Below are 26,959 nucleotides of genomic sequence, written 5' to 3'. Positions count from 1 at the left end.
GTCCGGTCAGGCTCCCGCGCCCACCTGCGCGGCGATGGCGGCGCCCAGGTCCGCAGTGGTCGCCGAGCCACCCATGTCGGGCGTCAGCGGCGCGCCGTCCGGGCCGAGCGCGAGCACGTCCTCGATCGCCCGGACGACCGCGGCACCGGCCTCGGGATGGCCGAGGTGGTCGAGCATCATCGCGGCCGACCAGATCTGGCCGACCGGGTTGGCGATGCCCTGACCCGCGATGTCGGGTGCCGACCCGTGGACCGGCTCGAAGAGGCTCGGGAAGTCGCGCGGCGGGTTGATGTTGGCGCTCGGCGCGATGCCGATCGTCCCGGTGCAGGCCGGGCCGAGGTCGGAGAGGATGTCGCCGAAGAGGTTGCTCGCGACGACGACGTCGAAGTGGTCGGGCTTGAGCACGAAGTTGGCCGCCAGGATGTCGATGTGGAACTGGTCGCGGCGCACGTCCGGATAGCGCGCGCCGACCTCGGCGACCCGCTCGTCCCAGTAGGGCATGGTGATCGAGATGCCGTTGCTCTTGGTCGCCGACGTGAGGTGGCGCTCCGGGCGTGAGCTGGCGAGCTCGAAGGCGTACTCCAGGACCCGGTCCACACCGGTGCGCGTCATCACCGTCTCCTGCACCACGACCTCGCGGTCGGTGCCCTCGAAGACGCGGCCGCCGATGCTGGAGTACTCGCCCTCGGTGTTCTCCCGCACCACCAGGAAGTCGACGTCTCCGGGCTCTCGCCCGACGAGCGGGCTGGGCACGCCGGGCACGAGTCGGCACGGGCGGAGGTTGACGTACTGGTCGAAGCGACGGCGGAACTGCAGCAGCGAGCCCCACAGCGACACGTGGTCGGGCACCACCTCGGGCCAGCCGACGGCGCCGAAGAAGATCGCGTCGAAGCCGGACAGCGTCTCGAACCAGTCGTCGGGCAGCATCGCGCCGGTGCGGACGTAGAAGTCGGCGCAGGCGAAGTCGAACTCCTCGAGCTCGAGAGGTACGTCGTGGCGGCTGGCGGCCTCGCGCAGCACCCGCAGGCCCTCTGGCACCACCTCCTGGCCGATCCCGTCTCCGGGGATGACGGCGATGCGGTGCGGGCGCGACTGGGACATGTCTCTCCTCGAGAGGTGATGGTCGACTCAGGTGGTCTCGACGTGGTGGCAGGCGACCAGCCGCTCGTCGACGAGCCGCGGCTCCGGCACGACCTCCGCGCAGACCTCGGTGGCCTTCCAGCAGCGGGTGCGGAACCGGCAGCCCGAGGGCGGGTCGACCGGGCTGGGCACGTCGCCGGTGAGCACGATCCGCTCGCGGGTGCGCTCGATGCGCGGGTCGGGGATCGGGACCGCGGACAGCAGCGCCTGCGTGTAGGGGTGCAGCGGCCGCTCGTAGAGCGCGTCGACCGGTCCCTGCTCGACGATGCGGCCGAGGTACATCACGCCGACCTCGTGGCTGAGGTGGCGCACCACGCCGAGGTCGTGGGCGATGAAGAGGTAGGTCAGGCCCAGCTCGCGCTGGAGGTCGTCGAGCAGGTTGAGCACGCCGGCCTGCACGCTGACGTCGAGGGCGCTGACCGGCTCGTCGAGCACCAGCACCTCCGGCTCCACCGCGAGCGCCCGGGCGATCCCGATGCGCTGGCGCTGGCCGCCGGAGAACTCGTGCGGGTGGCGTGAGGCGTGGTCGGCGTCGAGCCCGACGAGCTCCAGGAGCTCCCGGACCCGATCCGCGCGAGCGCCGGGACGGAGGCCGTGGATGACGAGTGGCTCTCCGACGATCGCGCCGACGGTCATCCGCGGGTTGAGCGAGGCGTAGGGGTCCTGGAACACGAGCTGCACCCGGCGGCGGACCGCGCGGAAGCCGCGCTCGCCCAGGGCGGTGACGTCGTCGCCGCCGATCAGCACGCGCCCCGACGTCGGCTCCACGAGGCGTACGACGCTGCGGCCCAGGCTGCTCTTGCCGCAGCCGGTCTCGCCGACGAGGCCGAACGTGCGCCCGTGGCCGATGCGGAGGGACACGCCGGCGACGGCCTGCACGGCGCCCACGGTGCGGCCGAGCACGCCTGCGCGGATCGGGTACTCGGTGACGAGGTCGTCGATGACCAGGGCGTCAGTCATCGGTGCCCCGATCCCTCGCGTCGCTCGAGGTCGCGTCGACCGGCGTCGCGATGACCCGGTCGACGAAGTGGCAGGCGGCGACGTGCCCCGTGCCCACCGGCACCGCGGGCGGGGCGGTGGTCGCACACGGATCGGCCTGGAAGAACCCGCAACGCGGCCCGAAGCGGCAGCCCGGCGGAAGGGCGGTCGGCCGCGGCGGCTGGCCGGCGATCTGGAACAGGCGCTCGTCGCGGCTGCGCCGGTCGGTCCGGGGCAGGGAGGCGAGGAGCCCGCGGGTGTAGGGGTGGCTGGGCTCGTAGAAGGCCTGCTCCACCGAGCCCTGCTCGACCAGCCCGCCGGCGTACATCACCAGCACCCGGTCGGCGACGCCCGCGACGACGCCGAGGTCGTGGGTGATCAGCATGATCGCGGTGCCCGTCGCGGTCTGGACGTCGCGCAGCACCTGGAGGATCTGCGCCTGGACGGTCACGTCGAGCGCGGTCGTGGGCTCGTCGGCGATGATCAGGCTCGGCTCGTTGGCGACCGCCATGGCGATCACCGCACGCTGGCGCATGCCGCCCGAGAACTCGTGGGGGTAGCGGTCCACGCGCGTCTGCGGCGAGGGGATGCCGACGAGCTCGAGCAGCTCGATCGCCCGGGCGCGCAGGACCGACGGCCGGGTCCCGGGGCGGTGCACCCGCACCGCCTCGGCGAGCTGGTCGCCGACGGAGACCACCGGGTTGAGCGCGGCCAGCGAGTCCTGGAAGACCATGGCGACCCGGTTGCCGCGGAGCTCGCGCATCTCGTCGTCGGCGAGGCCGAGGAGCTCGCGTCCCTGGAGCCGGATCGATCCGGTGACCTGGGCGTTGCGCGGCAGCAGCCCCATCACGGCGAGCGAGGTGGTGCTCTTGCCCGAGCCCGACTCGCCGACGATCCCGACGGTCTCCCCTGCGCGGACCTCGAAGCTCACGCCGTCGATGGTCAGCGCCGGGCCGCGGTCGGTGTCGAAGACGACGCGCAGGTCGTCGACCGCGAGGACGGGGGCGCTCACAGCTGCTTCCCCTGCGGGTCGAGCGCGTCGCGCAGGCCGTCGCCGACGAAGTTGACCGCGAGCACGGTGACGAGGATGAAGAGGCCGGGGAAGTAGAGGAGGTAGACCTGCTCGGTGCCGACCAGGCCGGCCGCCTGGCTGAGCATGTTGCCCCAGCTGGTGCGCGGGGGCTGCACACCGAAGCCCAGGAAGCTCAGCGTCGACTCGACGATGATCGCCGTCGCCGTGGCCAGCGAGATGTTGACCGCGATGAGTCCAGCGAGGTTGGGCAGCATGTGGCGCACCAGGATCCGCGTGGTCGACGCTCCGACCACGCGGGCCGCCTCGATGAACTCCTTCTCCCGCAGCGACAGCACCTGCGAGCGCACCACACGGGCGATGTAGGTCCAGCTGATGCCGGCGAGCACCAGCACGATGGTGGTCGGCGAGGAGCCCAGGCCCTCGAGCGCGAGCGCGAGGATCGCCACGCCGGGGACGATGAGAAACAGGTCGGTGACCCGCATGATCAGCTCGCCGAGCGCTCCGCCGCGATAGCCGGCGACGGCGCCGACGGCCGTCCCGAGGACGGTGGCGAAGATCGCCACGAAGAAGCCGATCGCCAGCGAGATGCGCCCGGCGAAGAGCAGCTCGGTGAGGTAGTCGCGACCGAGCTCGTCGGTGCCCAGGAGGTGTTGCGCCGAGGGGCCTGTCGGGCCGAGCACGAGGTCCTGGGCGCCCTGCTCGTAGGGAGCGACCCAGCTCGCGCCGAAGCACGCCACGACGAGGAGCAGCAGCACGACGGTGCCGACCGCGGCGAGCCGGTGCCGGACGAACCGGCGCAGCACCTCGCGCGTCCCGGACACCTGCGCCGGGGCGACGTCGGCGATCTGGGCGGCCGTGCCCATGTCGGCACTCATCGCAGCCTCACTCTCGGGTCCAGCAGGGCGTAGCCGACGTCGGCGACGAGGTTGCACAACACGACGGCGATCGCCACGACCAGCATCCAGGGCAGGAGGACGAAGACGTCGCCGGTCAGCAGCGAGTCGAGGAACAGCCGGCCCATCCCGGGGACCGAGTAGATCTGCTCGGTCACGATGAGGCCGCCGAAGAGGAGTGCGCCGTCGAGCGCGACCACCGTGACGAACGGTGCGAGCGAGTTGCGGGCCGCGTGGCGGAGGATCACCTGCCGGCGCGGGACACCCTTGGCGCGTGCGGTGCGGACGTAGTCGCTGGAGAGCGCGTCGAGCATCGAGGCCCGGCCGAAGCGGCTCCACGAGGCGACCAGCGTGATGGTGAGGGTGAGCACCGGGAGCACGAGGTGCCTGAGGTAGTCCGCGTTGAAGCCGGTCTCGCCCGGCGAGTGCAGGCCCACGAAGTAGAGCGGTGGCTGGTCGAGGCCGAACCACTGGCGCGGCAGGACCGCGAGCAGCTGGATCAGGACCAGGCCGAACCAGAACGCCGGCAGCGCGATGCCGACGTAGCTCAGCGTGGTGAGCACGTGGTCACCCGCGGAGTACTGCCTGGTCGCGGAGTAGACCGAGATCGCGCCGGCGATCACGACCGCGAAGAGGATGCCCCACGCGATGAGCTGGAGGGTGGGTCCGAGCGCGGAGAGGATCACGGTCCGGACGTCCTCGCCGGTGCGCGCGCTGACGCCCCAGTTGCCGGTGACGATCCCCTTCAGCCACAGGGCGTACTGCTCGGGCACCCCGCGGTCGAGGCCCAGCCGCTCGGTCTCCCGCGCGATCACGCCCGGGTCGCGCGACTGCCGGAGCTTGGCGAGCGGGTCGAAGGTCGCGCGGACCGCCACGAAGAGGACGAACGACGCGACGAGGACGATCGGGACCGAGAGCAGCAGGCGCCGCACGACGTACGCGATCACGGGCGACCTCCTCGCTGCTCCGGCATGCGCTCGTCCTCGCCCGTCACTGCTCGGCCAGGCCCCAGGCCTCGAGGTTCCAGAACGGACCCTCCGAGGGGTTGATCGCGATCGGCCCGGCAAGCTTCTCGCTCCACAGCAGGACGTTCGGCACCGCCACCATCGGGACCGCGGGCACCGCCTCGGCGATCAGCTGGTCGGCCTCCTTCGACGCCGCGACCCGCGCGGCCTCGTCGGTGTCGCTGTCGATGCGGTCGAGCACGTCGTCGAGCCCGGGGATGTCGACCCGGCCGAAGTTGATCCCGGAGAAGCCGTTGGCCTCCGACGGTGCGTTCGTCGACTTGAGGGTCGACGACAGGTTCAGCGGCTCGGGGAAGGTGTCGATCAGCGTGTAGAGCGCGGCCTGGAAGTCACCGTTGGGCGCGGTCTTGCCGAAGAGGTCGGCCGGGGTCGTCGCGTTGATCGTCATCTCGAAGCCGGCGGTGGCGAGCTGGTCCTGGAGGATCTGCAGGGTCAGGTCGCGACGCTTGTTGCCGGCCAGGGTCTCGACGGCGAACGTCGCGGTGCGGCCGTCCTTGGCCCAGGTGCCCGACGAGTCCTTGGCCCAGCCGTCACCGGTCATCAGCTCGTCGACCTTGTCCAGGTCGAGGGTGTAGCGGTCGAAGTCGGACTCCCCGAACCGGCTGAGCAGGGGCGTGAAGAACGACTGCGCCGGCTCGGTGATGTCGAGGGCCCCGAAGAGCCGGGTGACGATCGCCTTGCGGTCGATGGAGTACGCCAGCGCCTGCCGGACGGCCTCGGAGTCGAACGGGAAGGCGGAGTTGTTGAGCCAGATGGCCTCGAGGTTGCCGGTCTGGGCGTCGGCCTCGGAGCGGGTGCCGGGGATGCCGGACTCGATCTGGCTCATCACGTCGAGCTGGGGGCTGGGGTAGAGCGCGTCGACCTGGCCGCTCTTCAGCGCCTGGAAGGCAGCGGCGGTGTCACCGATGAACTGGAAGGTGACCTTGTCGAGGTGCGGCTTCTCCCCCCACCACTCCGGGTTGGGCACGAGGGTCACCGAGGTGCCACGCTTCCACTCGTCGATCAGCCACGGGCCGCCGCTCCAGTCGTAGCCGTCCTTCATCAGTGCGTCGCGGTCCTTGCCCTTCAGCAGGTGGGAGGGCAGCACGCCGTAGGAGGAGCTGAAGAACTGCTTCCAGGAGGCGTACGGCTCGTCGAGCGTGAGCACGACGGTGGCGTCGTCGGGCGTCTGGATCTTCTCGATCTTGTCGTAGCCGGACTTGTCGAGGATGTCCTTCCCGTCGCGGATCTCCAGCGCGGTGTACTCGAAGTCGGCGGAGGTGATCGGCGTCCCGTCAGACCAGACCGCCTCGGGGTTGATCTCGTAGGTGATGACCTGCTTGCCGCCCCTGACCTCCGAGGTGGGCTCCGCGGCCAGCAGCGAGGAGGCGACCGGGGCCCAGTCCTCGCCCTCGCGGCGGGTGTTGAACGCCACCGGCACCGTGGTGATCTGCATGATGTAGGAGCCCCAGATGGACCCCGAGCAGGTGCCCAGCCAATCGGCGCAGTCCGGCTCCTGCTCGGCGCCGATGACGACCTCGCCACCGTCGGCGACCGGGATGTCGGCCGAGTCCTGCTGCGGCGCGCCGGCGCCGCCGCTGGAGCACGCACTGACGAGCATCGCCGCGAGGGCGGCCGCGAGGACCGAGGCCCGCCGCCTGCCGCGCGCCTGCTGACCAACCGAAGGACGTGGGTTGCGCGACATGCGCACCTCCTGGGTGGAGCGGCGGCTCGGACTCCGCCGGACAGCGGCATGCTAGGACGGTCGGACACCGGTTAGCAATGGTTGTAGGCACATTGATAGTCAACGAGACTGACTGCGAGCGTGAGTTACGCTCGCCCGGTCCGACCACGACAGAGATGGATGCCATGGCAAGCGCGAAACCGTCCCGCACCACGACGACGAAGAAGCGTCGTCCACGCGACAGCCTCAGCCGGTCCGTGATCATCGCGGCGGCGGAGAAGATCGCGGAGCGCGACGGCCTCGAGGGCCTCACCTTCGGCGCCCTCGGCGAGGAGCTGCAGGCGCACTCCACCTCGATCTACCGGCACTTCCGCGACAAGGACGAGCTCGTGCTCGAACTCATCGACTCGCTGCGCGGCAAGTCCTACGGCGCCGACCTGGTCTCGACCGGCGACTGGCGCGAGGACCTCCGACTGATCTCGCGACTGATCCACGAGCACTACCTGCGCTATCCCGGGCTCGCCCTTCAGATGGCCGCCCGCACGACGCGCCGGCCCACCGAGTTCAAGAACGTCGAGTTCGCCCTCGACGCCTTCCGCCGCGCGGGCCTCGACGACGAGTCGGCGGTCGTGGCGACCCGCGTCTTCGGCAACTTCACGCGCGCGGTCTCGGCGCTCGAGGCCTCGCTCCACGCGCTTCCCGAGAAGACCCGCACGATGGACGAGCTGGCCTGGACGGTGGAGTACCGCCAGCTCTCGGCCGAGGAGTTCCCCAACATCGCGCGGACGTCGGACAAGCTGCTCAGCATCGGCGATCCCGGGCTGTTCGGCCAGGGCGTGGAGATGCTCATCGAGTCCGTCGCGGCCCGCATCGCGGCCGAGGGTGGGTCCGCGCAGGAGGACTGACCTCACTCCTCCGGGACGCGGACGCCGGTCAGCACGTCGACCATCCCCCCGACGATCGCGGCTCGCTGCCCGATCGAGGAGACCTCCACCCACTCGTGCTCGGCGTGGGCGCCGTCGCCGTTCGGCCCGAGCCCGTCGAGCGTCGGGATGCCGAGGGCCGCGGTGAAGTTGCCGTCCGACGCCCCGCCCACGGACACCGCGTCGGGCTCCGCGAGCCCCAGCCGTCGAGCCTCCCCCCGGCACAGCGCGACGAGCGCCTCCGAGCCGGACGTCTCCAGCGGGGGGCGGTTGATGCCCCCGTCCACGTGGACGTCGACGCCGTTCGCGCCGCGGTGCCGCTCGACCATCGCGCGCACGGCCTCGTCGACGCGGGTCTGCTCGTCGAGCGTCGTCGCGCGTACGTCGACGGTGAGCGTGGCTCGGTCGGGCACCACGTTGACGGTGGTGCCGGCCGACGCCACGGTCGGGGTCACGGTCGTGCCGAGGTCGTGGTTGGCCAGCCCGGGCAGCTCGAGCGCCCACCGGGCGAGCTCGAGCAGCGCGTTGCGGCCCCGCTCGGGCTCGAGGCCCGCGTGCGCGGCCCGGCCGTGGAAGTCCAGGTGGTAGAAGCTGCCGCCCTTGCGGCCCACCTTGAGGGCGCCGGCGAGGCTGGGCTCCAGCACGAGGACGGCAGCCGCCGTCCTCGCCACCTCCTCGATCAGTGAGCGCGAGGTGACCGAGCCGACCTCCTCGTCGCCGGTCAGCAGCAGGGCGACCCGCTCCGGACGGGCGACCCGCTCCAGCGCCTCGAGGGCGATCACCACCCCCGCCTTCATGTCGAACACCCCGGGCCCGGATGCGCGGCCGTCGTCCACCCGGAACGGACGACGCTCCGTGGTGCCGGCCGGGAAGACGGTGTCGAGGTGCCCCAGCAGCAGGACGGAGGGCTCGTCGGTCGCGCGCCACAGCAGATGGGGCACGCCCTCGACGACCACCCGCTCCGGCCTGCGGCCGAGCACCTCGGCGCCCCACCCGCCGACGACGTCGTGGAGCGCGTCGAGCCGCGGGGCGTCACCGGACGGGGTCTCCATCGAGACCAGCCGCTCCAGCCGGTCGAGCACGCGTGCCTCGTCGGTCGTCATCGGGTCACCGTCCAGAAGTCGTCGAGCGCGGCCAGCGTCGCCGCGGGGTTCTCCTCCGCGACGTAGTGGTCCGCCTCGATCGGAGCGGGATGCACGTCGGCGGCGAAGCCCGACCACACCTCGGGCACGGCGAACGACCGGCCGACGTAGCCGCTCGTCCCCCACCCCACGAGCAGCGGGCTCTGCACAGTGCGGCCGGCCTCGCGGTCCGCGCGGTCGTGCTCGAGGTCGATGCCCGCGGCCGCGCGGTAGTCGGCACAGGTGGCCTCGACGACACCCGGGCGCCGGAACGCGTCGGCGTACGCCTGGACGGCGGACTCCTCGAAGACGAAGCCGTCGCGGTGCCGACCGGCGAACCTGCTGCGGATCCAGGTGTCGGGGTCGGCCCGCAGGAGCGTCTCGGGCAGGCCGCCGCCACGGGCGAGGAAGAACCAGTGGAAGTAGGCCTCGGCCATCGCCCGGTCGACGTGCTCGAACATGTGGAGGCTCGGCACGATGTCGAGCACCGCAGCGGTCCGCACCAGCTCGGGGAAGTCCAGGCAGAAGCGGTGCACCACCCGCCCTCCGCGGTCGTGGCCCACCAGGTGGGCCGAGTCGACGCCCAGCGTGTCGAGCACCAGGGCGACGTCGGCAGCCATCTCGCGCTTGGCGTACGACGCATCGCCGGGGCCGGGCTCTGGTGCGTCGGACGCGCCGTAGCCGCGGAGGTCGGCGAGGACCACGTGGTGGTCCTCCAGCAGCGCGGGCACGAGGTGGCGCCACATGTGGGAGGTCTGCGGATAGCCGTGCAACAGCACGACGGTGTCACCACTGCCGCCGGACCAGGTGGCGATGCCGACGCCGTCGCGCTCGATCCGCCGGTGCGCGAGCCCGTCGACCCCGAGGTCGTCCGCCCCGACGTCAGCCATCGAGCCCGTCCAGGTCGCGCCACGCGGTGCCGACGAGGCGTGCCTCGACGAGCTCGAGGAGCCGGTCACACTCGTGCCGGGCCGCCTCGCTGCCGGTCGGCTCGTGGCCTGCGTCGAACCACTCGACCAGCACGTCTCCACCCGCCGCCCGCAGCCGGTCGCCGTAGCTGCGCGCCTGTGACGGCGGGGTCCTGGTGTCGCGACTGCCCTGGTGCAGCCAGACCGAGGCGCGCACCCGGTCGACGTGGTTGATCGGGGAGAAGCGCTTCAGGGTCTCGTCGATCCGCGAGGAGTCGAACGACCCGTCGGGGGCGAGCGACATGAAGCTGGTCCAGGTCTTGCGGAGCGCCGGGTTCATCTCGTCCCACGCGGCCTCCCAGTCGGCCATGGCGACGATCGCGAGGGCGCCGGCGAAGCGGTCGGGGAGCCGGCCCACCGACAGCAGGCTCATGTGACCGCCGTAGGACGCACCGGTGATGAACGTCGATGCAGGGTCGGCCAGGCCGCGGCCGCGCAGCCAGTCGAGCGCAGCCTCCACGTCCTCGATCTCGCGGTCGCCGCCGACGCCCCAGAAGCCCTCGCGAAAGGTCCGCCCGAAGGTCACCGAGCCGCGGTAGTTGAGGCAGCCGACGGCGAAGCCGCTCGCCAGCCAGGCCTGGACGTCAGGGTGGAAGCGGTCCAAGGTGACGAGGTTCGGGCCGCCGTGGATCTGCAGGATCGTGCCGCGGGGCGGGCCGTCGGGCACCGCCCACCAGAGCTGCACCGGCGTCCCGTCCGCGCTGTCGACCAGCTGCGACGCCAGCGGGATCCCGGCCGGCACCTCGACGGGCGGCACGACGACCCGGGTCTCGGCGCCGTCGGTCACCTCGACGTGCAGGGGTGTCGTCCAGGACGAGGCGAGCACGACCACCCGGCCGTCGGGGGCCAGGAAGGACTGGGCGTAGTGGGGGAAGACCGAGGCGACGTCGGGCTCGCAGACGCTGCCCCCCTCGTCGCGCAGCACCCGCACCGCGCCCGAGTGCTCGTCGACCGCGAGGAGGCGGTGGCGGCCCGGGAGGGCGTCGACGACGAGGATCGTGCCGGTCTCCGCGTGCCAGTCCAGGACGATCGCGTCCGCCTCGAGCTCGGGCAGCTCGTAGTCACGCCGCTCCCCGCTCATCGGGTCCCAGAGGGCAGGGCGAGCGAAGCCGCTGCGCTCGGTGGCCAGCAGGATCCGCGGGTCCCCGGGCGTGGCCGAGAACCGCACGGCGCGCACTGGACCGCCGTCCGGGAGGTCGTCGGCGACGGCGACCACGCGGCGGGTGGTGACGTCGACGACGCTCACCGCGGGACGTCGTACGCCGGGGACGTGGTCGGTCGTGTCGGCGCAGGCGAGCGTGCCGTCGGCCGAGAGGTGGCCGAACCAGCTCTCCTCGGGCGAGCTGAACAGCACGGACGCGGCTGACGGGTCGGCCACCGGCACGTGGAGGAGGTGGTGACCGTCCTCGTCGACGATCGTGGCCAGCAGGTGCGCGCCGGCGGCGGCGTACTCCAGGCCGCGTAGGACGAACGGCGCCCGGTCGGTGAGGGGCCGCACCTCGGTGCCGTCCACGCTCCGGGCGACCAGGCCACCGACCTCGCTGCCACCGTCGTCGTCGAGGCCCACGACCCACGACCCGTCCGGGGAGAGCAGTGAGTCGAAGCCGACTGCGAACGGCAGGACGGGACCGAGCTCGAGCGTGCGCAGGTCGAGCACCCGACCGATGCCGTGCTCGGGCCCGTCCTCGACCACGAGGCACAGCCCCGCAGGACCCGACGCCGCACGCGCGGTGAGCACGGCACCACTCGGGAACCACCTGGTGAGCTGGGGATCTGGCACGCGGCCTCCTCGGATCGGCTGGGGCGAGTCAACCCCAGCCCGCGACCGGACGCAAGGGTCATTGTCAGTTGAGCAGTCAGTGCTCCTGACTAACTCGCTCGAACTTCTCCGGTCGCACCTGTCGGATCTGCTCCCATCCGTTCGTGGAGTGGGTGAGAAACCCTTCCCAAGGTCGTCGACGACGACCTCTTCCGCCAGATCACCGCCGCCTGATCGAATCACCCACGAGAAGAGGAGCACCGCCATGTCGCAGTACCTGATGACCGTCCACGGCGCGGCCGACCTGGATCCCGAGCTCGGGGGCTACCCGTCCCGGGAGGACCGGGACGAGGCCTTCGCCGCCACCGAGAGGTTCAACGACCAGCTCAGGGCCGACGGCCACTGGGTCTTCGCCGGCGGCCTTCGCGCCGCCACCGAGGCCAAGGTCGTCGACGGTCAGGGCGACGCCCCGGTCGTGACCGACGGCCCCTACCTGGAGTCCAAGGAGCTGCTCGCCGGCTTCTGGATCGTCGACGTGCCCGACCTCGACACCGCGCTCCGGCTCGCCGCCGAGGGCTCGGCCGCGTGCCGCGGCAAGGTCGAGGTCCGATCGTTCGACGGCCTCGGCTGACTCACAGCCCGTCGAGCTCCGCCAGCGCCGACTCCCAGCGCTCCCGCCGCTGGGAGTCGGTCTGCTCCCACCACGGGGTGCCGCGCTCGCCGAGGCCGACCTTCGCCAGCTGCGTCCGGTGCCGGGTCGCCTCCAGCTCCGCGTCGGACGACGCCATGCGCACGCCGGACCTGCCGCGGCCCAGGTGCGACTTCAGGCGGGCGAGCTCGGCCTCCGGGATCGCCGGGTCCGTACGCCGCCAGCGCCGGCCGTCGACCACCAGCCACTTCTCGTCGTCACCGGGCTCGCTCACGCCGTCGAGCATGACAGGCCGGTGGGCTCAGGGTCCGCTCGTGCGGTCGAAGCCCGGGACCACGGCCTTCGGCCAGCTCCCGCCGGGCAGGACGGACAGGCTGGTGTCCTGACGCAGCTCGAGCCACCTCATCGCGATGTCACCGCTGTGGTCGGAGAACTCCAGCAGCACGGTGAGCCAGGTCTCGATGCTGCTGCGAGCGCCCGCGGCGAAGCCGGCGACCTGAGCCAGCTGCTGGGCGAAGGACACCCCCGTCAGCGAGCGGCCCAGGGTCACGCAGGCCAGGGCCAGCTCGAAGGCGCAGGTGGCCGCGGCGGCGAGGTACTCGCCGGTGAGGTCGGCCAGCTCGTCCAGCTCGCCCGCGACGCGGTCGGCGACGTCCTTGAACGCCCAGGCGTAGGCGTCGCGCTGGGCCGGCGCCGCGTCGCGGTACGCACTCGCCGCCGCCCCGGCGAACCCGTCGTCGGCGGCCAGCTGGTCCGCGTCGATCTCCGCGGCCGCGGCCTTGAGGATGCCCGCCATCGTCGCCCACTGGTCCGCGGCGCCGCGGATCGTCCAGGTGTCCCCCGTCGCGACGACCTCCGCGCGGAGGTCGGAGACGAATCCGTGGAGCTCCGCGGCGACCGCGCGCCACTGCGCCAGCACGAACGGCGGGAGGGGCGGGGTCGAGCGGTGGAGCGCGCCGGTGATGGCCACGTCCATCCCGCTGATGAGGCGCAGGCCGCCGTCGATCACGGCGAGCGCGGTGGCCTGGGTCGGGTCGTCACCCACGGTCGCGTCCGATCCACAGCCGGACGAACTGCTCCATCACCTCGGCGTCGACGTCCTCGAGCTCGTGGAGCACCTCCTCGAGCGCGGCCGCGACCCCGTGCGACTGCGCGGCCGCCTGGCGCAGGAGGTCCGCGAACCAGTCCTTGAGGTGGCCGTACTCGACGACCGGCGGCAGCCACAGGCCCTGGAACTGGTGCGGCGGGATGGTCGTGTCGGCCACCACGCCGGCACAGGCGTCGGTCCGGACGGCCGCGCTGCGCCACTGGGCGGTGTCGGAGAGGATCGCGGACCTCACCGCGACGACGTTCATGCGTCCTCTCCCCACGCGGGCCCGTGGTGCGACCTGGTGAGCTCGCCGAGCACCTCGGTCAGCTCGGCCGAGATCTCGGCGCTGGTGGCGTCGCCGAGCCAGCCGGGGTCGACCTCGAGCGTGATGCGACCGTCGTGACGACCGGTGACGTGCGCGGTCGACGCGCGGAGCGCGGGCACGTCCGGCTCGGACGGGTCGGTGGCGACGTCGACGTGGGCGAGGCGCTCGCTGAGCTCGTGCAGCACGTCCAGGGGGTCGCCCGCGGGTCGCGGCGAGGCAGCGGCGTACGCGTCCGGTGCGGTGCGTGGGTCGACGAGCTCCCCGAGCTGGAGCGCCCAGGCCTCGTCGAGGACCTCGCGCACGTGCTCACCGAGCCGGGGCGGGGGGACCTCGTGCTGCCAGCCCGGTGCGACCTCGACGCCCTGCACCGTGCCGGACCGGTCGACCCGGACGGTGACGCCGGCGCGTTCGGCGGTGGCCGCGGCGAGGGGACCGTTCGCCCTCGTCGCAGCAGCGCCGAGGCGTGACACGCTCGCGCGCAGCCGCTCGGCCCTGCTCATCAGGTCGTCCATCGATTCCTCCCCCTCGGCGGTGAGCCCGTCAGCCGGCCATGCACTCCGCCATGCCCTCGGTCGACATGTCCTTGACCGCCTGCTCGTCGTCGTCGCTGGGCTCGTAGTCCTTGTCCTGGTCGACGATCGCCTGCAGCGTGTCGTCGGAGATGTCGGACTCGTGGAAGGCCTCCGCGATGCAGTCGGCCTGCTTCTCCTCCAGGGTGAGGCCGAGGGGGTTGTCGGCGTTCTGGAGCGAGGTGGAGATCTCGTCGACGCTGGGCCGACCGCCGCTGCTGCCTCCGCAACCGGTCAGCAGGGTGAGGGCCATCAGGCCGGCGGCGATCATCTTGAGGGAGGTCGTGGTCTTCACGGGGAGGGTCCTGTCCGTCTCGGGTCGGGAGGCGCCGCCGCACGAACGGCACGGCTGCCATCCACTGGCACCAGCAACGTAGGCCGCGCCCGTGCTCCGGCGGCATCACCGGTTCCGGGCTGTTTGACAGCGGGACACGGCGGTGCGGAACGCGTGGACGAGGAACGACGAAGGCCCCGGACGATGTCCGGGGCCTTCGAGGTGGTGCGCGAGGGGGGAGTTGAACCCCCACGTCCTTTCGGACACACGGACCTGAACCGTGCGCGTCTGCCTATTCCGCCACTCGCGCGAGAAGCGGGCTCAGGCTACCCCAACGATTCAGGCAGCCACCAATCGGCTGGGAGGTCATGGCCACTGGTCGTCCTGGTCACCGCGAGCCATGACATTCGCGTACGACGTCATGGCGCCCGGCCGATGCGACGACCGCCCGCCATGACGTCCGCGGGGCGGGTCGTCGCGAGCGAGCGACCCACCCCACCGGCGGGGCGGCACCCGTGCACGAGCACCGGCGGCCGGTACGGTTGACGCGCCGGCCCAGCGGTCTGTGAAGCCTGCCCACCCCCAATGACGCAGCTCGAGGAGAGGAGGCCCCGTGCCGAACCCCCTGCAGCGATTCGAGCAGCGCCTCGAGTCGGTCATCTCCGGCGTCTTCGCCCGGGCGTTCCGCAGCGCCGTGCAGCCGGTCGAGATCGCCGCCGCGCTCCAGCGCGAGTGCGACAACAACGCGCAGGTGCTCAGCCGCCAGCGCCGACTGGTGCCCAACGACTTCCACGTCGAGCTCTCCGCCACCGACCTGGACCGCATCGTCGGGCTCGGGCGCGCGCTCGAGCAGGACCTCGTCGACCAGCTCCAGGACCACGCGGACGCCCAGGGCTACGTCTTCACCGGGCCGATCTCGATCGCCTTCGAGTCCGCCGACGACCTGACGACCGGCCGGTTCCGGATCCGCAGCAAGGCCCAGGCGAGCGTCACCGACAACGACCCGCGCACCCGCACCCGCTCGTCGCACGCGACGCTCGAGGTCAACGGCACCCGTCACCCGCTGCGCCCCCCGGGCCTGGTGATCGGCCGCGGCACCGAGGCCGACCTGCGCATCAACGACCCGGGCGTCAGTCGCCGGCACCTCGAGCTCGAGGTGAGCATCGACGGCGTCGAGGCGGTCGACCTCGGCTCGACCAACGGCATCCTCGTCGACGGCTCGAAGGTCGGGCGCGCCCGGCTGCGCGACGGGTCGACCATCAAGATCGGACACACCGAGATGACGGTCCGCATCGACGGCGGGCGGGACGAGGCCGGAGGCTGGAATGTCTGAGCTGACCCTCTTCCTCATCCGGATGGCGTTCCTGGCCATCCTCTGGATCTTCGTGCTCTCCGCCATCTCGGTCATCCGCTCCGACATGTTCGGCGCCCGTGTGCCCGAGACCGCCCGCGGCGGCGCCCCCGCCCCGGAGCGTCGCGGCAAGCCCAAGAAGCCACGGCGTGGCTCACCGACCCACCTGCTCGTGGTCGAGGGCGACGGCGCCGGCACCCGCGCCGAGCTCGCCGACGCCCCGCTCCTCATCGGCCGCGGCAGCGACGCCGCGATCAAGCTCGACGACGACTACGTCTCCACCCGCCACGCGCGCGTCGTGGCGAGCGGCGACGAGTGGTTCGTCGAGGACCTCGGCTCGACCAACGGCACCTACGTCGGTCCCGTCCGGATCACCCAGCCCACCACCATCGGTCTCGGCGTCCAGGTCCGTGTCGGCAAGACCATCCTGGAGCTGCGGAAGTGAGCCTCTACCTCCACTACTCCGCGATCTCCGACGTCGGCCGCGTCCGGCGCGAGAACCAGGACAGCGGGTACGCCGGACCGTGGCTGCTGACGGTCTGCGACGGCGTCGGCGGTGCCGTGCGCGGTGACCTCGCCTCGAGCACCGCGGTGCAGGCCCTGCGCAAGCTCGACCAGCGCCCCGACGAGGACATCCTCGGACAGGTCGCCGGCGGCGTGCACCGCGCCGACGACCGGATCGCGGAGCTCGTCGAGGAGGACCCGGCCCTCAACGGGACCTCCACCACCGCCACCGTCGCACTCTTCGACGGCGCCCGCTTCGGCCTCGGGCACATCGGCGACAGCCGCGCCTACCTCTACCGCCGCGGCGAGCTGCGCCAGCTCACCCACGACCACACCTTCGTCCAGTCCCTCATCGACGAGGGCCGCATCACCGAGGAGCAGTCGCGGACCCACCCGCACCGCAACCTCATCCTCAAGGCCCTCGACGGCATCCGCCACGAGGAGCCCGACCTCTTCGAGTTCCCCGCGGAGGCCGGCGACCGGATCTTCCTGTGCAGCGACGGCGCGTGCGGCACGCTCAGCCTCGAGCGGATGGCCGACATCCTCTCCACCGGCACCCCCGACTTCGCCGCCGTCGAGCTGGTGCGCGCCAGCCTCGAGGCCGGCAGCACCGACAACGTCACCTGCATCGTCGCCGACGTCTCCGAGGAGCCGGCTCCCGACGACCTCGCCCCGCTCCTCGTCGGCGCGGCCGCCGACCTGCCGCGACGGATGCCCGTGGGCGGCGGCGTCGGCGGAGCGGTGGGCGGGTTGTTCCGCGGACACCGGGCGGGCGACACCGGCGAGATCGCGCCGGTCCCGGCCGAGGCGCCCGAGGGTGCGTTCGTCACCGACCCGATCGACCCCGAGGCCGCCCGCTACGCCCCGCTCGCGCCGACCCGCTACACCTGGCTGCGCCGGGTCCTGGTCGCCGCGGTCCTGCTCGGCATCACCTGGGTGGTGCTGGCGACCGGGTGGTCGTGGAGCCAGCAGCAGTTCTACGTCGGTGACCACGACGGCAAGGTCACGATCTTCCGCGGCCTCAACGCCGACCTCCCCGGCATCTCGCTCTCGCACCCCTACGAGACGACCGACGTCGAGGTCGACCTGCTCAGCGACATCGACGCCGAGCAGGTCCGCGAGGGAATCGAGGCCGACGACCTCGACGACGCGCGGGCGACGGTGGACAACTACGCCGCCCGCCAGGACGTCGGCTGAGGGCGACGGGCGAGCGACGATGAGCCAGACCGGCACCCTGATGGGCTTCGTGCACCGGCGCCGCCGGGGCGCGGAGCTGTTCCTGCTCGTGCTCGCCCTCGCGGTCGGCATCGGCGCCTACGCAGCCGTCGGCCTCGGCGTCGAGGGCGTCGTGCCCGCCGACCTCGTGGGCTACGGCGGCTGGCTGACCGGCCTCATCGTCGCCGCCCACGTGACCGTCCGCCTCGTCGCGCCGTACGCCGACCCGGTGCTGCTGCCGCTCGTCGCCGCGCTCAACGGGCTCGGCCTGGCGGTGCTCCGTCGCCTCGACCTGACCTACGAGGCCAACGGGGTCGCGCAGCACACCTTCGCCCGCCAGCAGCTCACCTGGATGACGCTCGGCGTGATCCTCTTCATCGCCGCCCTCTTCCTGCTGCGCGACCACCGCGCACTGCAGCGCTTCACCTACACCTCCGGCCTGGCCGGCATCGCCCTGCTGATCCTGCCCTTCCTCCCCGGCATCGGGCGCAACATCAACGGTGCCCGGATCTGGATCAACGTCGCCGGCTTCAGCTTCCAGCCCGGCGAGGTCGCCAAGGTGATGCTGGTGATCGCGTTCGCCGGCTACCTCGTGCTCCACCGCGACGCGCTCGCGCTGGCCGGTCGCCGGGTCGTGTTCATCGACCTCCCCCGCGGTCGCGACCTCGGCCCGATCCTGGCGATGTTCGGCGTCTCGATGATGGTCCTGGTCCTCCAGAACGACCTCGGCTCCTCGCTCCTGTTCTTCGGCCTGTTCCTGGCGATGCTCTACGTCGCGACCGAGCGGCCGGGCTGGCTGGTGGTCGGCGGGCTGATGTTCGGCGGCGGCGCGCTGGCGGCGTACACCTTCGTCGGCAACGTGCAGCGCCGCTTCGACATCTGGCTCCACCCGATGAACTACTACCCCGGCACGAGCTACCAGCCCGTCGAGGCGATGTTCGGCATGGGCTGGGGCGGCCTGATCGGGCGCGGCCTCGGCGACGGCTTCCCCGAGCGGGTCCCCTTCGCCTACTCCGACTTCATCCTCTCCACCATCGGCGAGGAGCTCGGCCTCACCGCGGTCATGGCGATCGTGCTCTGCTACGGCCTCATCGTCGAGCGCGCGCTCCGGATCGCGCTCATCTCGCGCGACGGCTTCGGCAAGCTGATGGCCGTCGGCCTCGGCGCGATCTTCGCGCTCCAGGTCTTCGTCGTCGTCGGCGGCGTCACCGGCCTGATCCCGCTGACCGGACTCACCACTCCCTTCCTCTCCTACGGCGGCTCGTCCCTCGTCGCCAACTGGGTCGTGATCGCCCTGCTGCTCCGCATCTCCGACCAGGCCCGCCGTCCGGCTCCGCGCCTCGACCCGGTCGACGACCAGGCCGCCGACAGCGAGAGCACCCAGGTGGTGAAGCTGCGATGACAGCACCCGTGATCGGAGGCCGCCGATGAACAAGCCCATCCGCGTCGTCTCGGTGTTCTGCCTGGTGCTCTTCATGGCGCTCCTGGTCAACGCCACCTACCTGATGTACGTCCGCGCCGACGACCTGTCCAAGGACCCGAACAACCGTCGTGTCATCACCGCCGCCTTCTCCCGCGAGCGCGGCGCGATCCTGGTCGGCAAGGACGCGATCGCGCGCAGCGTGCCGTCCGACGACCAGTACAAGTTCCAGCGCACCTACTCCCAGCCGTTCAAGTACGCCCCCGTCACCGGCTACTTCTCGTGGTACGGCCAGACCGGCATCGAGCGCTCGCAGAACGCGGTGCTGGCCGGCGACGACTCGCGCCTGTTCGTCACCCGCCTGGTCGACATGCTCAGCAACTCCGACCCCAAGGGCGGCAACGTCCAGCTCACGATCCAGGCGGCCGCCCAGGACGCCGCGTGGGACGGCCTGGAGAACCTGCCCGGCGACGCGCAGGGTGCGGTGGTCGCGCTCGAGCCGACGACGGGTCGGGTGCTGGCGATGGCCTCGACGCCGACCTTCGACCCCAACAACTTCGCCTCGCACGACTTCTCCGAGGTCAAGGACGTCAGCGACCGGCTCAACGCCGACGACCGCGATCCGCTCATCAACCGAGCGATCGGCACCACGCTGCCACCGGGGTCGACGTTCAAGCTGGTCACCGCCGCGGCGGCGATCGAGTCCGGCAACTACGACGCCGACTCGATGGTCCCGGGCGGCTTCAAGTTCAAGCTGCCGCAGTCCTCGACCGAGATCGGCAACCACGACGGCGGCAACTGCGGTGGCAACCGGATCACCCTGACCCAGGCCATGGAGGTGTCGTGCAACGTCACCTTCCTCAGCCTGGCCAACGAGCTCGGCACCGAGGCGATGGCCGACCAGGCCGAGGCGTTCGGCTTCAACTCCACCCAGCTCGAGGACCTGTCCGGGCAGGCCAAGTCGCTCTACCCGCGCGACATGGACCCGCCGCAGACCGCGATGTCCGGGATCGGCCAGTCCAACGTCACCGCCACCCCGCTCCAGATGGCCATGGTGACCGCTGCGATCGCCAACGACGGCGACGTGATGCGCCCCTACGTCGTCGACGAGGTGCGTGCCCCGAACCTGTCGGTCCTCGACAAGACCGACCCGCAGACCATCAGCAAGGCGATCTCGAGCTCGACTGCCGACGAGCTCACCAAGATGCTGGTCGCCACCGTCGAGGAGGGCACCGCCACCCCGGCGCAGATCCCGAATGTCGAGGTCGCCGGCAAGACCGGCACCGCGCAGTCGACCGCCGAGCGTCCGCCGTATGCCTGGTTCGTCTCCTTCGCCCCGGCCAACGACCCCAAGGTCGCCGTCGCCGTGCTCGTGCAGTCCAGTGACACCTCCCGCAACGAGATCGCCGGCGGCCGTCTCGGCGGGCCCATCGCGAAGGCGATCATGGAGGCGGTGATCAACCGGTGAGCGCCGTCGAGCCCGGGTCCTACGTCGACGAGTCCCGCCGCTACGTCCTGGAGTCGCGCATCGCCACCGGCGGGATGGGCGAGGTCTGGTCGGCCCGCGACTCCCTGCTCGACCGGCCGGTCGCGGTGAAGGTGCTCAAGGCCGAGTACGCCGACGACCCGCTCTTCCGCAGCCGCTTCGAGACCGAGGCCCGGCACGCTGCCGCGCTCCAGCACGGCGGCATCGCCTCGGTCTACGACTTCGGCCAGAGCAGGATCTCCGACGGCTCGAGCACCCCGCGCCCCTACCTCGTCATGGAGCTCGTCGACGGCAGGCCGCTCTCCGACCTGCTGCGGCCGGGCGCCCCCCTCGACCCCGAGGTCGCCCGCGACCTCCTCGCCCAGACCGCCGACGCGCTCGGCGCCGCGCACGCGGCCGGCATCGTGCACCGCGACGTGAAGCCCGCCAACCTCATCGTCACCCCCGACCGGCGGATCAAGGTCACCGACTTCGGCATCGCGCGCGCCGCCGACGGGATGGCGCTGACCGAGACCGGGCAGGTGATGGGCACCCCGGCCTACATCTCGCCCGAGCAGGCGGAGGGCGGCACCGCCACGGCAGCCTCCGACGTCTACTCCCTCGGCGTGGTCGCCTTCGAGTGCCTGGCCGGACGCAAGCCCTTCGCCGCCGACACCCCGGTCGCGACCGCGATCGCCCACCTCCGCGAGCCGGTCCCCGAGCTGCCCGACCGGGTGCCGGCCGACCTGGCCCGGGTCGTGCGCCGGGCGATGAGCAAGGCACCCGAGGAGAGGTACGCCGACGGCGCCGCCCTCGCGGCCGCCCTCCGCGACCCGGCCGCTGCCCCCACCGCGGTGGTCGCACCCGTGGCCGCACCCGCTCCTCCCCCGGTCGCGCCGGCCACCGAGTCGACGCAGGTCATCCCGACGGCCGCGCCGGTGCCCCCGCCTCCTCCCGCAGAGGCGCCCGCGCCCGCGTCGCCCGGGCGGCGTACGACGCCGTGGTCGGCGATCCTCGGCCTGGTGGCGGTCGTGGCGGCCATCGCGCTGATCGCGATCTGGCTCGGCACCCGCGACACGGGGGCACCGGGCGAGGAGACACCGCCGGAGTCGCCCGGCCAGAGCGAGTCGCCCACCGACGAGCCGAGCCGGACCCCCACGGACGAGCCGAGCCAGAGTCCGTCGCAGACGCCGACCGAGACCCCCACGCAGACGCCGACGCAGACTCCCACCGAGACGCCCACCGAGACGCCCACCGAGACGCCCACGGAGACTCCGACGCAGTCGCCGACCGAGACGCCCACGGAGACCCCGACGCCCACCGAGACACCCACGACGACGCCGAGCAGCACCACCTCGCCGGCCGCAGCACCCAGCAGCACCAGCACCACCGAGGGAGAGGACCCCCAGGGATGACGCAGCCGGAGCCGACGCTGATCGGCGGCCGCTACGAGCTCGGCGAGCTCCTCGGACGCGGCGGCATGGCCGAGGTCCGCAAGGGACGCGACCTGCGCCTGGGCCGGACCGTGGCCGTGAAGCGGCTGCGCACCGACCTGGCCAGCGACGCGACCTTCCAGGCCCGGTTCCGGCGCGAGGCGCAGTCGTCGGCGTCCCTCAACCACCCCGCGATCGTGTCGACCTACGACACCGGCGAGGAGATGGCCACCGACGGCTCGGGGGTCGCCCAGCCCTACATCGTGATGGAGTGCGTCGAGGGGCGCACCCTGCGCGACATCCTGCGCGAGGGCCGCAAGATCCTGCCCGAGCGTGCCCTGGAGATCACCGCGGGCGTGCTGTCCGCCCTCGACTACAGCCACCGCGCGGGGATCATCCACCGCGACATCAAGCCGGGCAACGTGATGCTCACGCCGTCGGGCGACGTGAAGGTGATGGACTTCGGCATCGCCCGCGCGATCTCCGACGCCTCCTCCACGATGACCCAGACCGCGGCCGTCGTCGGCACCGCTCAGTACCTCTCCCCCGAGCAGGCGCGCGGCGAGACCGTCGACTCGCGCTCCGACGTCTACTCCACCGGCTGCCTGCTCTACGAGCTGCTCACCGGCCGGCCGCCGTTCGTCGGCGACAGCCCGGTCGCCGTGGCCTACCAGCACGTGCGCGAGCAGGCCTCGCCCCCGTCCGACCTCGACGACCAGCTCGACCCCGAGATCGACGCGATCGTGATGAAGTCTCTGGCCAAGCGGGTCGAGGACCGCTACCAGAGCTCCGCGGCGATGAAGGCCGACATCGAGCGCTACCTCGCCGGCCACCCGATCCAGGCGCCGGCCGTCGTGCCCGCGCCGGCCGAGACGGCGTACGTCCCTCCCGTGCCGCCCGCCGACCCGACCTCCACGATGGCCGCGCCGGCCGCTCCCGCACCCCAGCACGAGGAGCAGCCGCGACGGCGTACGGCCCTCTGGGTGCTCGTCGGCCTCCTGGTGCTCGCGGTGCTCGCGGGAGGTGCCTACTTCCTCAACAGCGTCATGTTCGACAGCGCGCCCAACCGCTCCGCGGTCCCGAACATCGTCGGGATGACCGAGGAGCAGGCGCGGATGGAGATCGGCGACGCCGGCTTCGAGGTCGGTCGCATCACGCGCGAGAGCTCGGAGACCGTCGAGGCCGACCAGGTCATCAGCCAGGACCCCAACCGTGACACCTTCCAGGACCCGGGGACGTCGATCAGCTTCGTGCTGTCCCTCGGCAAGCCCGAGGTCGAGGTGCCGTTCGTCGTCGGGACGCTGCGCAAGGAGGCCCGTCAGGCGATGCTGTCGCAGAACCTGAAGATCCGCTTCCAGGGCCAGGACTCCGACGAGCCGAAGAACCAGGTGCTCAGCACCAACCCCGCCGCCGGCACGTCGGTGGCCGAGGGCACGACGATCACGCTCGTGTTCTCCAACGGTCCCACGCAGGTGCCCGACGTGCGCGGCATGATGCAGCGCCAGGCGGAGCGGGCGATCCGCGAGGCCGGCTTCGTCGCCGACGTCCGCGAGGACGCCACCTCGACCGAGCCCAAGAACACGGTCGTCGACCAGATCCCGCTCGGCGGCACGCTGCCGCAGGGCGGCACGGTGACGATCTTCGTGTCGGTCTACGAGGAGCCGCCGACGCCGGACCCGACGGACGAGCCGACCGACCCGCCGACGGACCCCCCGACGGAGACGCCGACGGAGACGCCCACCGAGACCCCGACCGAGCCGACGGAGACGCCGACCCCGCGGCTGCCGGTCGACCCGACGACGTCGCCGCCTCAGTCCTCCATCGGCGTCGCGTAGGTGAGGTCGAGCAGCCCGGTGTAGGCCGGTGCGGTGGCCTGGTCGAGCCCGATCATGTCCCACGACACCCCACCGCCGGGCAGGTCCACGTAGTCGCGGTAGGCCGCGAGGATCGGGTCGGTGGCGAGCGCGGTCTCCATCGCGGTCGGGTCGCCGATGCCGACGATGACGTAGGGCGGCGAGTAGGGCAGGCCGTGCAGAGTGACCTGGTTGCCCTCGCACTTGATGCCGGTCGTGGAGATCAGTCGCTGGCCCTGGATGGTCACCGCGACCGCGCCGGCGCTCCACATCGCATTGGCCACCGCCTGGATGTCCTGCTGGTGCACGACGAGGTCGTTGGGGTTGTCCTCGTAGTGGAGGCGCGCGTCGAGCGGGGCGTCGTCGAGGGTCACCTGCACCGCCGTGCCGGTCTTCTCGGTGAGTCCCGCCGGGTCGACGAGCGCGCCGACCTTGCGCTGCGCGCGGGCCACGGAACGGTCGCCCAGCTGGGTGCTGAGGGTCTCGACCTCGGTGTTGAGCTCGGCCGCGCGGGCGGTCAGGTTGCCCGCCTCGTCGCGCTCGGCGCGCACCACCGACGCCAGGTCGGTGAGCCGACCGCCCCGCAGGTCCATCCCGTCGCTCTGCTTCGCGCTCACCGCGAAGAGGACGCCGCACAGCAGCACGGCGACGGGCGTCGCCACCCGCCAGACGCGGCGGCGCCCGGGGGATGAATGGGACGGTGCGGGCATGGCGACTACGCTAACCCCCCGTTGGGCGGCGTACGCCCTCGAATGTCGCAGAGCCATCTCCCGCCAAGCCACAGGAGCAGCAGTGTCGAAGTCCAAGACGGTCATCACCGAGGAGAAGACCCGACGCTTCTCCGTCAGGTTCCTGATCAGTCTGCTGCTGATCGTGGGCGGCATCGCCTGGCTCGCCTACTACTACATCGGCCCGCGGGGGAACCCGCTCGCGTTCCCGCCCGTCGAGGGCAGCCCGACGGCGATCGCCGACCTCGCCCGCTGGAACTACGTCATCGGCTTCGGCGCGATGATGCTCGGCCTGATGATCTCCGCGCACCCCTCGACCCCGCTCGGCCGCGGCCGCGGCGTCGTGGTCGGGATGCTGGGCTGCTTCCTGATCGGCCTGATCTGGATCTGCACCTTCTACGTCTTCTCCGACGACCTTTCGCGGCTGTGGATCCTCAACGACCTCGGCCAGTGGAACCTGGTCGTCGGCATCGCGTTCATGGCGGTCGGGTTCAGCTTCGCGACCAAGTGGGAGTAGGTTTCTCCCGCGGCCGGTGAGCACCGGTCGCACGCATTCGTCGCCTCGAGCGGTGAGTGAGGCGCCTTCCTGGGGAAGGGGAGGCGTCTCTCTCACCGCTCGAGTCGATTTCGGGGTCGATCGGGGTGGTGCGCCGGGGCTCTCACGCGCTCGCGGGGGCGCGCGGTTGTCCACACTGGGGATAACTGCTGTGGAGAATTACATGCATGTAGTTATCCACAGCTGTGTGCACACCTGTGGGAACTCACGGGTGGTCCGGGCGCACCGGATCCGTCACCCGACCGCGCACCGATGGGTGCGGGCGCAGATGACGGATCGCGCCGGCTCGAGGGGCGTACGCCGCCCGGCGCAGGCGGCGTCCGGCTAGGCCAGAGCGGCGATGCGCAGCGCGATCAGCGCGACGAGCACGATGAAGAAGCCGGCGAGGCCGAGGGCCTGGACCTGGGTGCGGCGCGTGCGCGGGGCGTAGGCGATGACGGCCGCGATGATGGCGCCGCCCACGATCCCGCCGAGGTGTCCCTGCCACGAGATGTTGGGGATGGCGAAGGTGATGAACAGGTTGACGACGAGGAGCGTCGCGATGCTGCGCAGGTCCGCGCGCACCTTGTGGGCGATCACGGCGTAGGCACCGAAGAGGCCGTAGATCGCGCCGGACGCGCCGAGCGTCAGCCCGCCCGAGCCCGAGAGCCACAGCACGGCGACCGAGCCGGCCAGCCCGGAGAGGAGGTAGAGGACGAGGAACCTGGTCCGACCCAGGATGGCCTCGAGCTGGGGACCGAGGACCCACAGCGCCAGCATGTTGCCGGCGATGTGCCAGATCTCGACGTGCAGGAACTGGCTGGTGATGAGCTGCCACACGGCGCCGTCGGCCACGCCCGGCACCCAGTGCCCGTCGCCCCCGGTGCCGAGCATGCACAGACGCTCACCGGCTGCGGTCGGGTAGTAGCCACCGCTGGAGAGCGACTCACAGGTCCCCTTCGGGACCAGCGCGAGCCGCGCGATCAGGTCGCTGTTCTTCCAGCCGGTCGCGATCACCGCGAGCCAGACGGCCACGTTGATGCCGATCAGCACGAGGCTGGTCAGGCGAGGGTCGGCGCTGCGCCGGCCGCCGTACAGCGCACGGTTCTGGCGGGAGGTCCTGGCGGCCTCCTTGACGCAGTCGGGGCACTGGAAGCCCACGGCGGCGTCGCGCATGCAGTCCGGGCAGATCGGCTTGTCGCACCGCTGGCAGCGGATCCAGGTCTCGCGACCGGGGTGCCGATAGCAGGTCGGCACCCCGGTCGCGGCCTCGCCGTCGGTCGGCTGGGTCATGGCGTGAGGAGGTCTCGGAGCGGAGGCAGCGGCTGGGTCAGCGCTCGATCGTGACCGACTCGAACACGACGGGCTCGACCGGACGGTCCATGGCGCCGGTCGGGCTGGTCGCGATCGCGTCGACGACGTCGCGGCTGGCCTGGTCGGCCACCTCGCCGAAGATCGTGTGCTTGCGGTTGAGCCACGGGGTGGCGCCGACGGTGATGAAGAACTGCGAGCCGTTGGTGCCCGGGCCGGCGTTGGCCATGGCGAGCAGGTAGGGCTTGTCGAAGACGAGCTCGGGGTGGATCTCGTCCTTGAACGTGTAGCCCGGGCCACCGGTGCCGGTGCCGAGCGGGCAGCCACCCTGGATCATGAAGCCGTCGATGACGCGGTGGAAGCCGAGGCCGTCGTAGTACTTCTCACCGGAGCGACCGGCGTCGTCGCGGTAGTCCTTGGTGCCCTCCGCGAGGCCGATGAAGTTCTCGACGGTCTCGGGGGCGTGGTTCGGAAGCAGGTTGACGACGATGTCGCCCCGGTTGGTCTTGAAGGTCGCCTGGGGGTCGGCCATGGGATGTGCCTCTCAGCTGGGTGTCTCTGGTGTGTGCGGACCCGGGGGTCCGGCGTGCGACTCGATCCTGCCACGCGCCGCCCACGCTCCCCGCACGCGGGCGCGCGCGGAAGGGGCCGTACGCCGACCGGCGCGGGCGGCGTACGTCTCGCCCACCCGGACGGGGCTGGCCGCCTCAGGGTGCGCGTGATGAGATGGAGAC

27 protein-coding genes and 1 tRNA gene are annotated in these 26,959 nt (G+C 71.8%); 10 read left to right on the top strand and 18 right to left on the bottom strand.

What is annotated here, in order from left to right; genetic code table 11:
• Positions 1-6 precede the first annotated feature (6 nt).
• The 6 genes from IEZ25_RS17160 to IEZ25_RS17135 are packed head-to-tail and all read right to left on the bottom strand — an operon-like array spanning position 7 to position 6,753.
• Complete coding sequence (locus IEZ25_RS17160; RefSeq protein ID WP_191200670.1) at positions 7-1,101, bottom strand: tartrate dehydrogenase; 1,095 nt, start codon at positions 1,099-1,101, stop codon at positions 7-9.
• Between the two features lie 27 nt (positions 1,102-1,128).
• Positions 1,129-2,100, bottom strand: coding sequence for an ABC transporter ATP-binding protein (locus tag IEZ25_RS17155; RefSeq protein WP_191200669.1), 972 nt, complete (start codon positions 2,098-2,100; stop codon positions 1,129-1,131).
• Positions 2,093-3,130: an ABC transporter ATP-binding protein gene (locus IEZ25_RS17150; RefSeq protein ID WP_191200668.1), complete on the bottom strand. Its 1,038-nt coding sequence runs from the start codon at positions 3,128-3,130 to the stop codon at positions 2,093-2,095. Before IEZ25_RS17150 ends, IEZ25_RS17155 begins: the two co-directional genes overlap by 8 nt.
• Entirely contained in the window at positions 3,127-4,026 is a 900-nt protein-coding gene (locus IEZ25_RS17145) for an ABC transporter permease (protein WP_191200667.1), read from the bottom strand. Before IEZ25_RS17145 ends, IEZ25_RS17150 begins: the two co-directional genes overlap by 4 nt.
• Positions 4,023-4,991, bottom strand: coding sequence for an ABC transporter permease (locus IEZ25_RS17140; protein WP_191200666.1), 969 nt, complete (start codon positions 4,989-4,991; stop codon positions 4,023-4,025). Before IEZ25_RS17140 ends, IEZ25_RS17145 begins: the two co-directional genes overlap by 4 nt.
• Positions 4,992-5,034: 43 nt before the next feature.
• A complete protein-coding gene (locus tag IEZ25_RS17135; protein ID WP_224749183.1) occupies positions 5,035-6,753 on the bottom strand; it encodes an ABC transporter substrate-binding protein in 1,719 nt (572 codons plus the stop codon).
• A gap of 164 nt (positions 6,754-6,917) precedes the next feature.
• Here IEZ25_RS17135 and IEZ25_RS17130 point away from each other — a divergent pair, with 164 nt between their 5' ends.
• Complete coding sequence (locus IEZ25_RS17130) at positions 6,918-7,637, top strand: TetR/AcrR family transcriptional regulator (RefSeq protein ID WP_191200665.1); 720 nt, start codon at positions 6,918-6,920, stop codon at positions 7,635-7,637.
• A gap of 2 nt (positions 7,638-7,639) precedes the next feature.
• Here the strand turns inward: IEZ25_RS17130 and IEZ25_RS17125 are convergent, their stop codons facing one another.
• Genes IEZ25_RS17125 through IEZ25_RS22330 form a run of 3 tightly spaced genes read right to left on the bottom strand, consistent with a single transcriptional unit; the run spans position 7,640 to position 11,524 of the window.
• The gene (locus tag IEZ25_RS17125; protein ID WP_191200664.1) at positions 7,640-8,758 is read right to left on the bottom strand and encodes a M20 family metallopeptidase; all 1,119 of its coding nucleotides are present in this window, start codon (positions 8,756-8,758) and stop codon (positions 7,640-7,642) included.
• Positions 8,755-9,666 carry an alpha/beta fold hydrolase gene (locus IEZ25_RS17120; protein ID WP_191200663.1) on the bottom strand — a complete coding sequence of 304 codons (912 nt, stop codon included), beginning with the start codon at positions 9,664-9,666 and terminating at the stop codon, positions 8,755-8,757. The genes IEZ25_RS17125 and IEZ25_RS17120 overlap by 4 nt, the downstream gene beginning before the upstream one ends.
• Positions 9,659-11,524 (bottom strand): alpha/beta hydrolase family protein, encoded by a 1,866-nt coding sequence (locus tag IEZ25_RS22330; protein WP_191200662.1) that lies wholly within the window; start codon positions 11,522-11,524, stop codon positions 9,659-9,661. The genes IEZ25_RS17120 and IEZ25_RS22330 overlap by 8 nt, the downstream gene beginning before the upstream one ends.
• 244 nt (positions 11,525-11,768) lie before the next feature.
• Here IEZ25_RS22330 and IEZ25_RS17110 point away from each other — a divergent pair, with 244 nt between their 5' ends.
• Positions 11,769-12,134, top strand: coding sequence for a YciI family protein (locus IEZ25_RS17110; protein WP_191200661.1), 366 nt, complete (start codon positions 11,769-11,771; stop codon positions 12,132-12,134).
• 1 nt (position 12,135) lies between these two features.
• On the opposite strand, the gene IEZ25_RS17105 is transcribed toward IEZ25_RS17110, so the two are convergent.
• The 6 genes from IEZ25_RS17105 to IEZ25_RS17080 all read right to left on the bottom strand — a co-directional run bounded on the left by IEZ25_RS17105 (position 12,136) and on the right by IEZ25_RS17080 (position 14,720).
• Positions 12,136-12,426, bottom strand: coding sequence for a hypothetical protein (locus IEZ25_RS17105; RefSeq protein ID WP_318152293.1), 291 nt, complete (start codon positions 12,424-12,426; stop codon positions 12,136-12,138).
• Between the two features lie 27 nt (positions 12,427-12,453).
• On the bottom strand, positions 12,454-13,197 hold the full coding sequence (locus IEZ25_RS17100) for a hypothetical protein (protein WP_191200659.1): 744 nt from the start codon (positions 13,195-13,197) through the stop codon (positions 12,454-12,456).
• On the bottom strand, positions 13,190-13,507 hold the full coding sequence (locus tag IEZ25_RS17095) for a hypothetical protein (protein WP_191200658.1): 318 nt from the start codon (positions 13,505-13,507) through the stop codon (positions 13,190-13,192). Before IEZ25_RS17095 ends, IEZ25_RS17100 begins: the two co-directional genes overlap by 8 nt.
• Positions 13,504-14,079 carry a hypothetical protein gene (locus tag IEZ25_RS17090; protein WP_191200657.1) on the bottom strand — a complete coding sequence of 192 codons (576 nt, stop codon included), beginning with the start codon at positions 14,077-14,079 and terminating at the stop codon, positions 13,504-13,506. The genes IEZ25_RS17095 and IEZ25_RS17090 overlap by 4 nt, the downstream gene beginning before the upstream one ends.
• Before the next feature lie 28 nt (positions 14,080-14,107).
• On the bottom strand, positions 14,108-14,431 hold the full coding sequence (locus IEZ25_RS17085; RefSeq protein ID WP_191200656.1) for a hypothetical protein: 324 nt from the start codon (positions 14,429-14,431) through the stop codon (positions 14,108-14,110).
• A gap of 202 nt (positions 14,432-14,633) precedes the next feature.
• Positions 14,634-14,720 (bottom strand) — tRNA-Leu (locus tag IEZ25_RS17080).
• A 303-nt stretch (positions 14,721-15,023) separates the two neighbouring features.
• Here IEZ25_RS17080 and IEZ25_RS17075 point away from each other — a divergent pair.
• From IEZ25_RS17075 to pknB, 7 genes are read left to right on the top strand one after another with little or no spacing between them, the layout of a single operon-like run.
• On the top strand, positions 15,024-15,743 hold the full coding sequence (locus IEZ25_RS17075) for an FhaA domain-containing protein (protein ID WP_191200655.1): 720 nt from the start codon (positions 15,024-15,026) through the stop codon (positions 15,741-15,743).
• Entirely contained in the window at positions 15,736-16,206 is a 471-nt protein-coding gene (locus IEZ25_RS17070) for an FHA domain-containing protein FhaB/FipA (protein WP_191200654.1), read from the top strand. Before IEZ25_RS17075 ends, IEZ25_RS17070 begins: the two co-directional genes overlap by 8 nt.
• The gene (locus IEZ25_RS17065; RefSeq protein ID WP_191200653.1) at positions 16,203-17,462 is read left to right on the top strand and encodes a PP2C family protein-serine/threonine phosphatase; all 1,260 of its coding nucleotides are present in this window, start codon (positions 16,203-16,205) and stop codon (positions 17,460-17,462) included. The genes IEZ25_RS17070 and IEZ25_RS17065 overlap by 4 nt, the downstream gene beginning before the upstream one ends.
• A 19-nt stretch (positions 17,463-17,481) precedes the next feature.
• Positions 17,482-18,882, top strand: coding sequence for an FtsW/RodA/SpoVE family cell cycle protein (locus tag IEZ25_RS17060; RefSeq protein ID WP_191200652.1), 1,401 nt, complete (start codon positions 17,482-17,484; stop codon positions 18,880-18,882).
• A gap of 25 nt (positions 18,883-18,907) precedes the next feature.
• Positions 18,908-20,368 (top strand): peptidoglycan D,D-transpeptidase FtsI family protein, encoded by a 1,461-nt coding sequence (locus IEZ25_RS17055; protein ID WP_191200651.1) that lies wholly within the window; start codon positions 18,908-18,910, stop codon positions 20,366-20,368.
• Positions 20,365-21,780: a serine/threonine-protein kinase gene (locus IEZ25_RS17050; protein ID WP_318152292.1), complete on the top strand. Its 1,416-nt coding sequence runs from the start codon at positions 20,365-20,367 to the stop codon at positions 21,778-21,780. The genes IEZ25_RS17055 and IEZ25_RS17050 overlap by 4 nt, the downstream gene beginning before the upstream one ends.
• Positions 21,777-23,633, top strand: coding sequence for a Stk1 family PASTA domain-containing Ser/Thr kinase (pknB, locus tag IEZ25_RS17045; RefSeq protein ID WP_191200650.1), 1,857 nt, complete (start codon positions 21,777-21,779; stop codon positions 23,631-23,633). Before IEZ25_RS17050 ends, pknB begins: the two co-directional genes overlap by 4 nt.
• On the opposite strand, the gene IEZ25_RS17040 is transcribed toward pknB, so the two are convergent.
• Positions 23,609-24,361 (bottom strand): DUF881 domain-containing protein, encoded by a 753-nt coding sequence (locus tag IEZ25_RS17040; RefSeq protein WP_191200649.1) that lies wholly within the window; start codon positions 24,359-24,361, stop codon positions 23,609-23,611. The genes pknB and IEZ25_RS17040 overlap by 25 nt on opposite strands.
• Before the next feature lie 82 nt (positions 24,362-24,443).
• Here IEZ25_RS17040 and IEZ25_RS17035 point away from each other — a divergent pair, with 82 nt between their 5' ends.
• Complete coding sequence (locus IEZ25_RS17035) at positions 24,444-24,896, top strand: cell division protein CrgA (protein ID WP_318152291.1); 453 nt, start codon at positions 24,444-24,446, stop codon at positions 24,894-24,896.
• Positions 24,897-25,259: 363 nt separating this feature from the next.
• Here IEZ25_RS17035 and IEZ25_RS17030 read toward each other — a convergent pair whose 3' ends face one another.
• Both IEZ25_RS17030 and IEZ25_RS17025 read right to left on the bottom strand, forming a co-directional pair.
• Complete coding sequence (locus IEZ25_RS17030; protein ID WP_191200647.1) at positions 25,260-26,207, bottom strand: rhomboid family intramembrane serine protease; 948 nt, start codon at positions 26,205-26,207, stop codon at positions 25,260-25,262.
• Positions 26,208-26,244: 37 nt separating this feature from the next.
• The gene (locus IEZ25_RS17025) at positions 26,245-26,757 is read right to left on the bottom strand and encodes a peptidylprolyl isomerase (RefSeq protein ID WP_191200646.1); all 513 of its coding nucleotides are present in this window, start codon (positions 26,755-26,757) and stop codon (positions 26,245-26,247) included.
• Positions 26,758-26,959 lie beyond the last annotated feature (202 nt).

Source organism: Nocardioides hwasunensis (assembly GCF_014779665.1).
GTDB classification, from domain to species: Bacteria; Actinomycetota; Actinomycetes; order Propionibacteriales; family Nocardioidaceae; genus Nocardioides; species Nocardioides hwasunensis.
The sequence above is the reverse complement of the archived record's forward strand: the minus strand, read 5'-3'. Positions and strand labels throughout refer to the sequence as shown.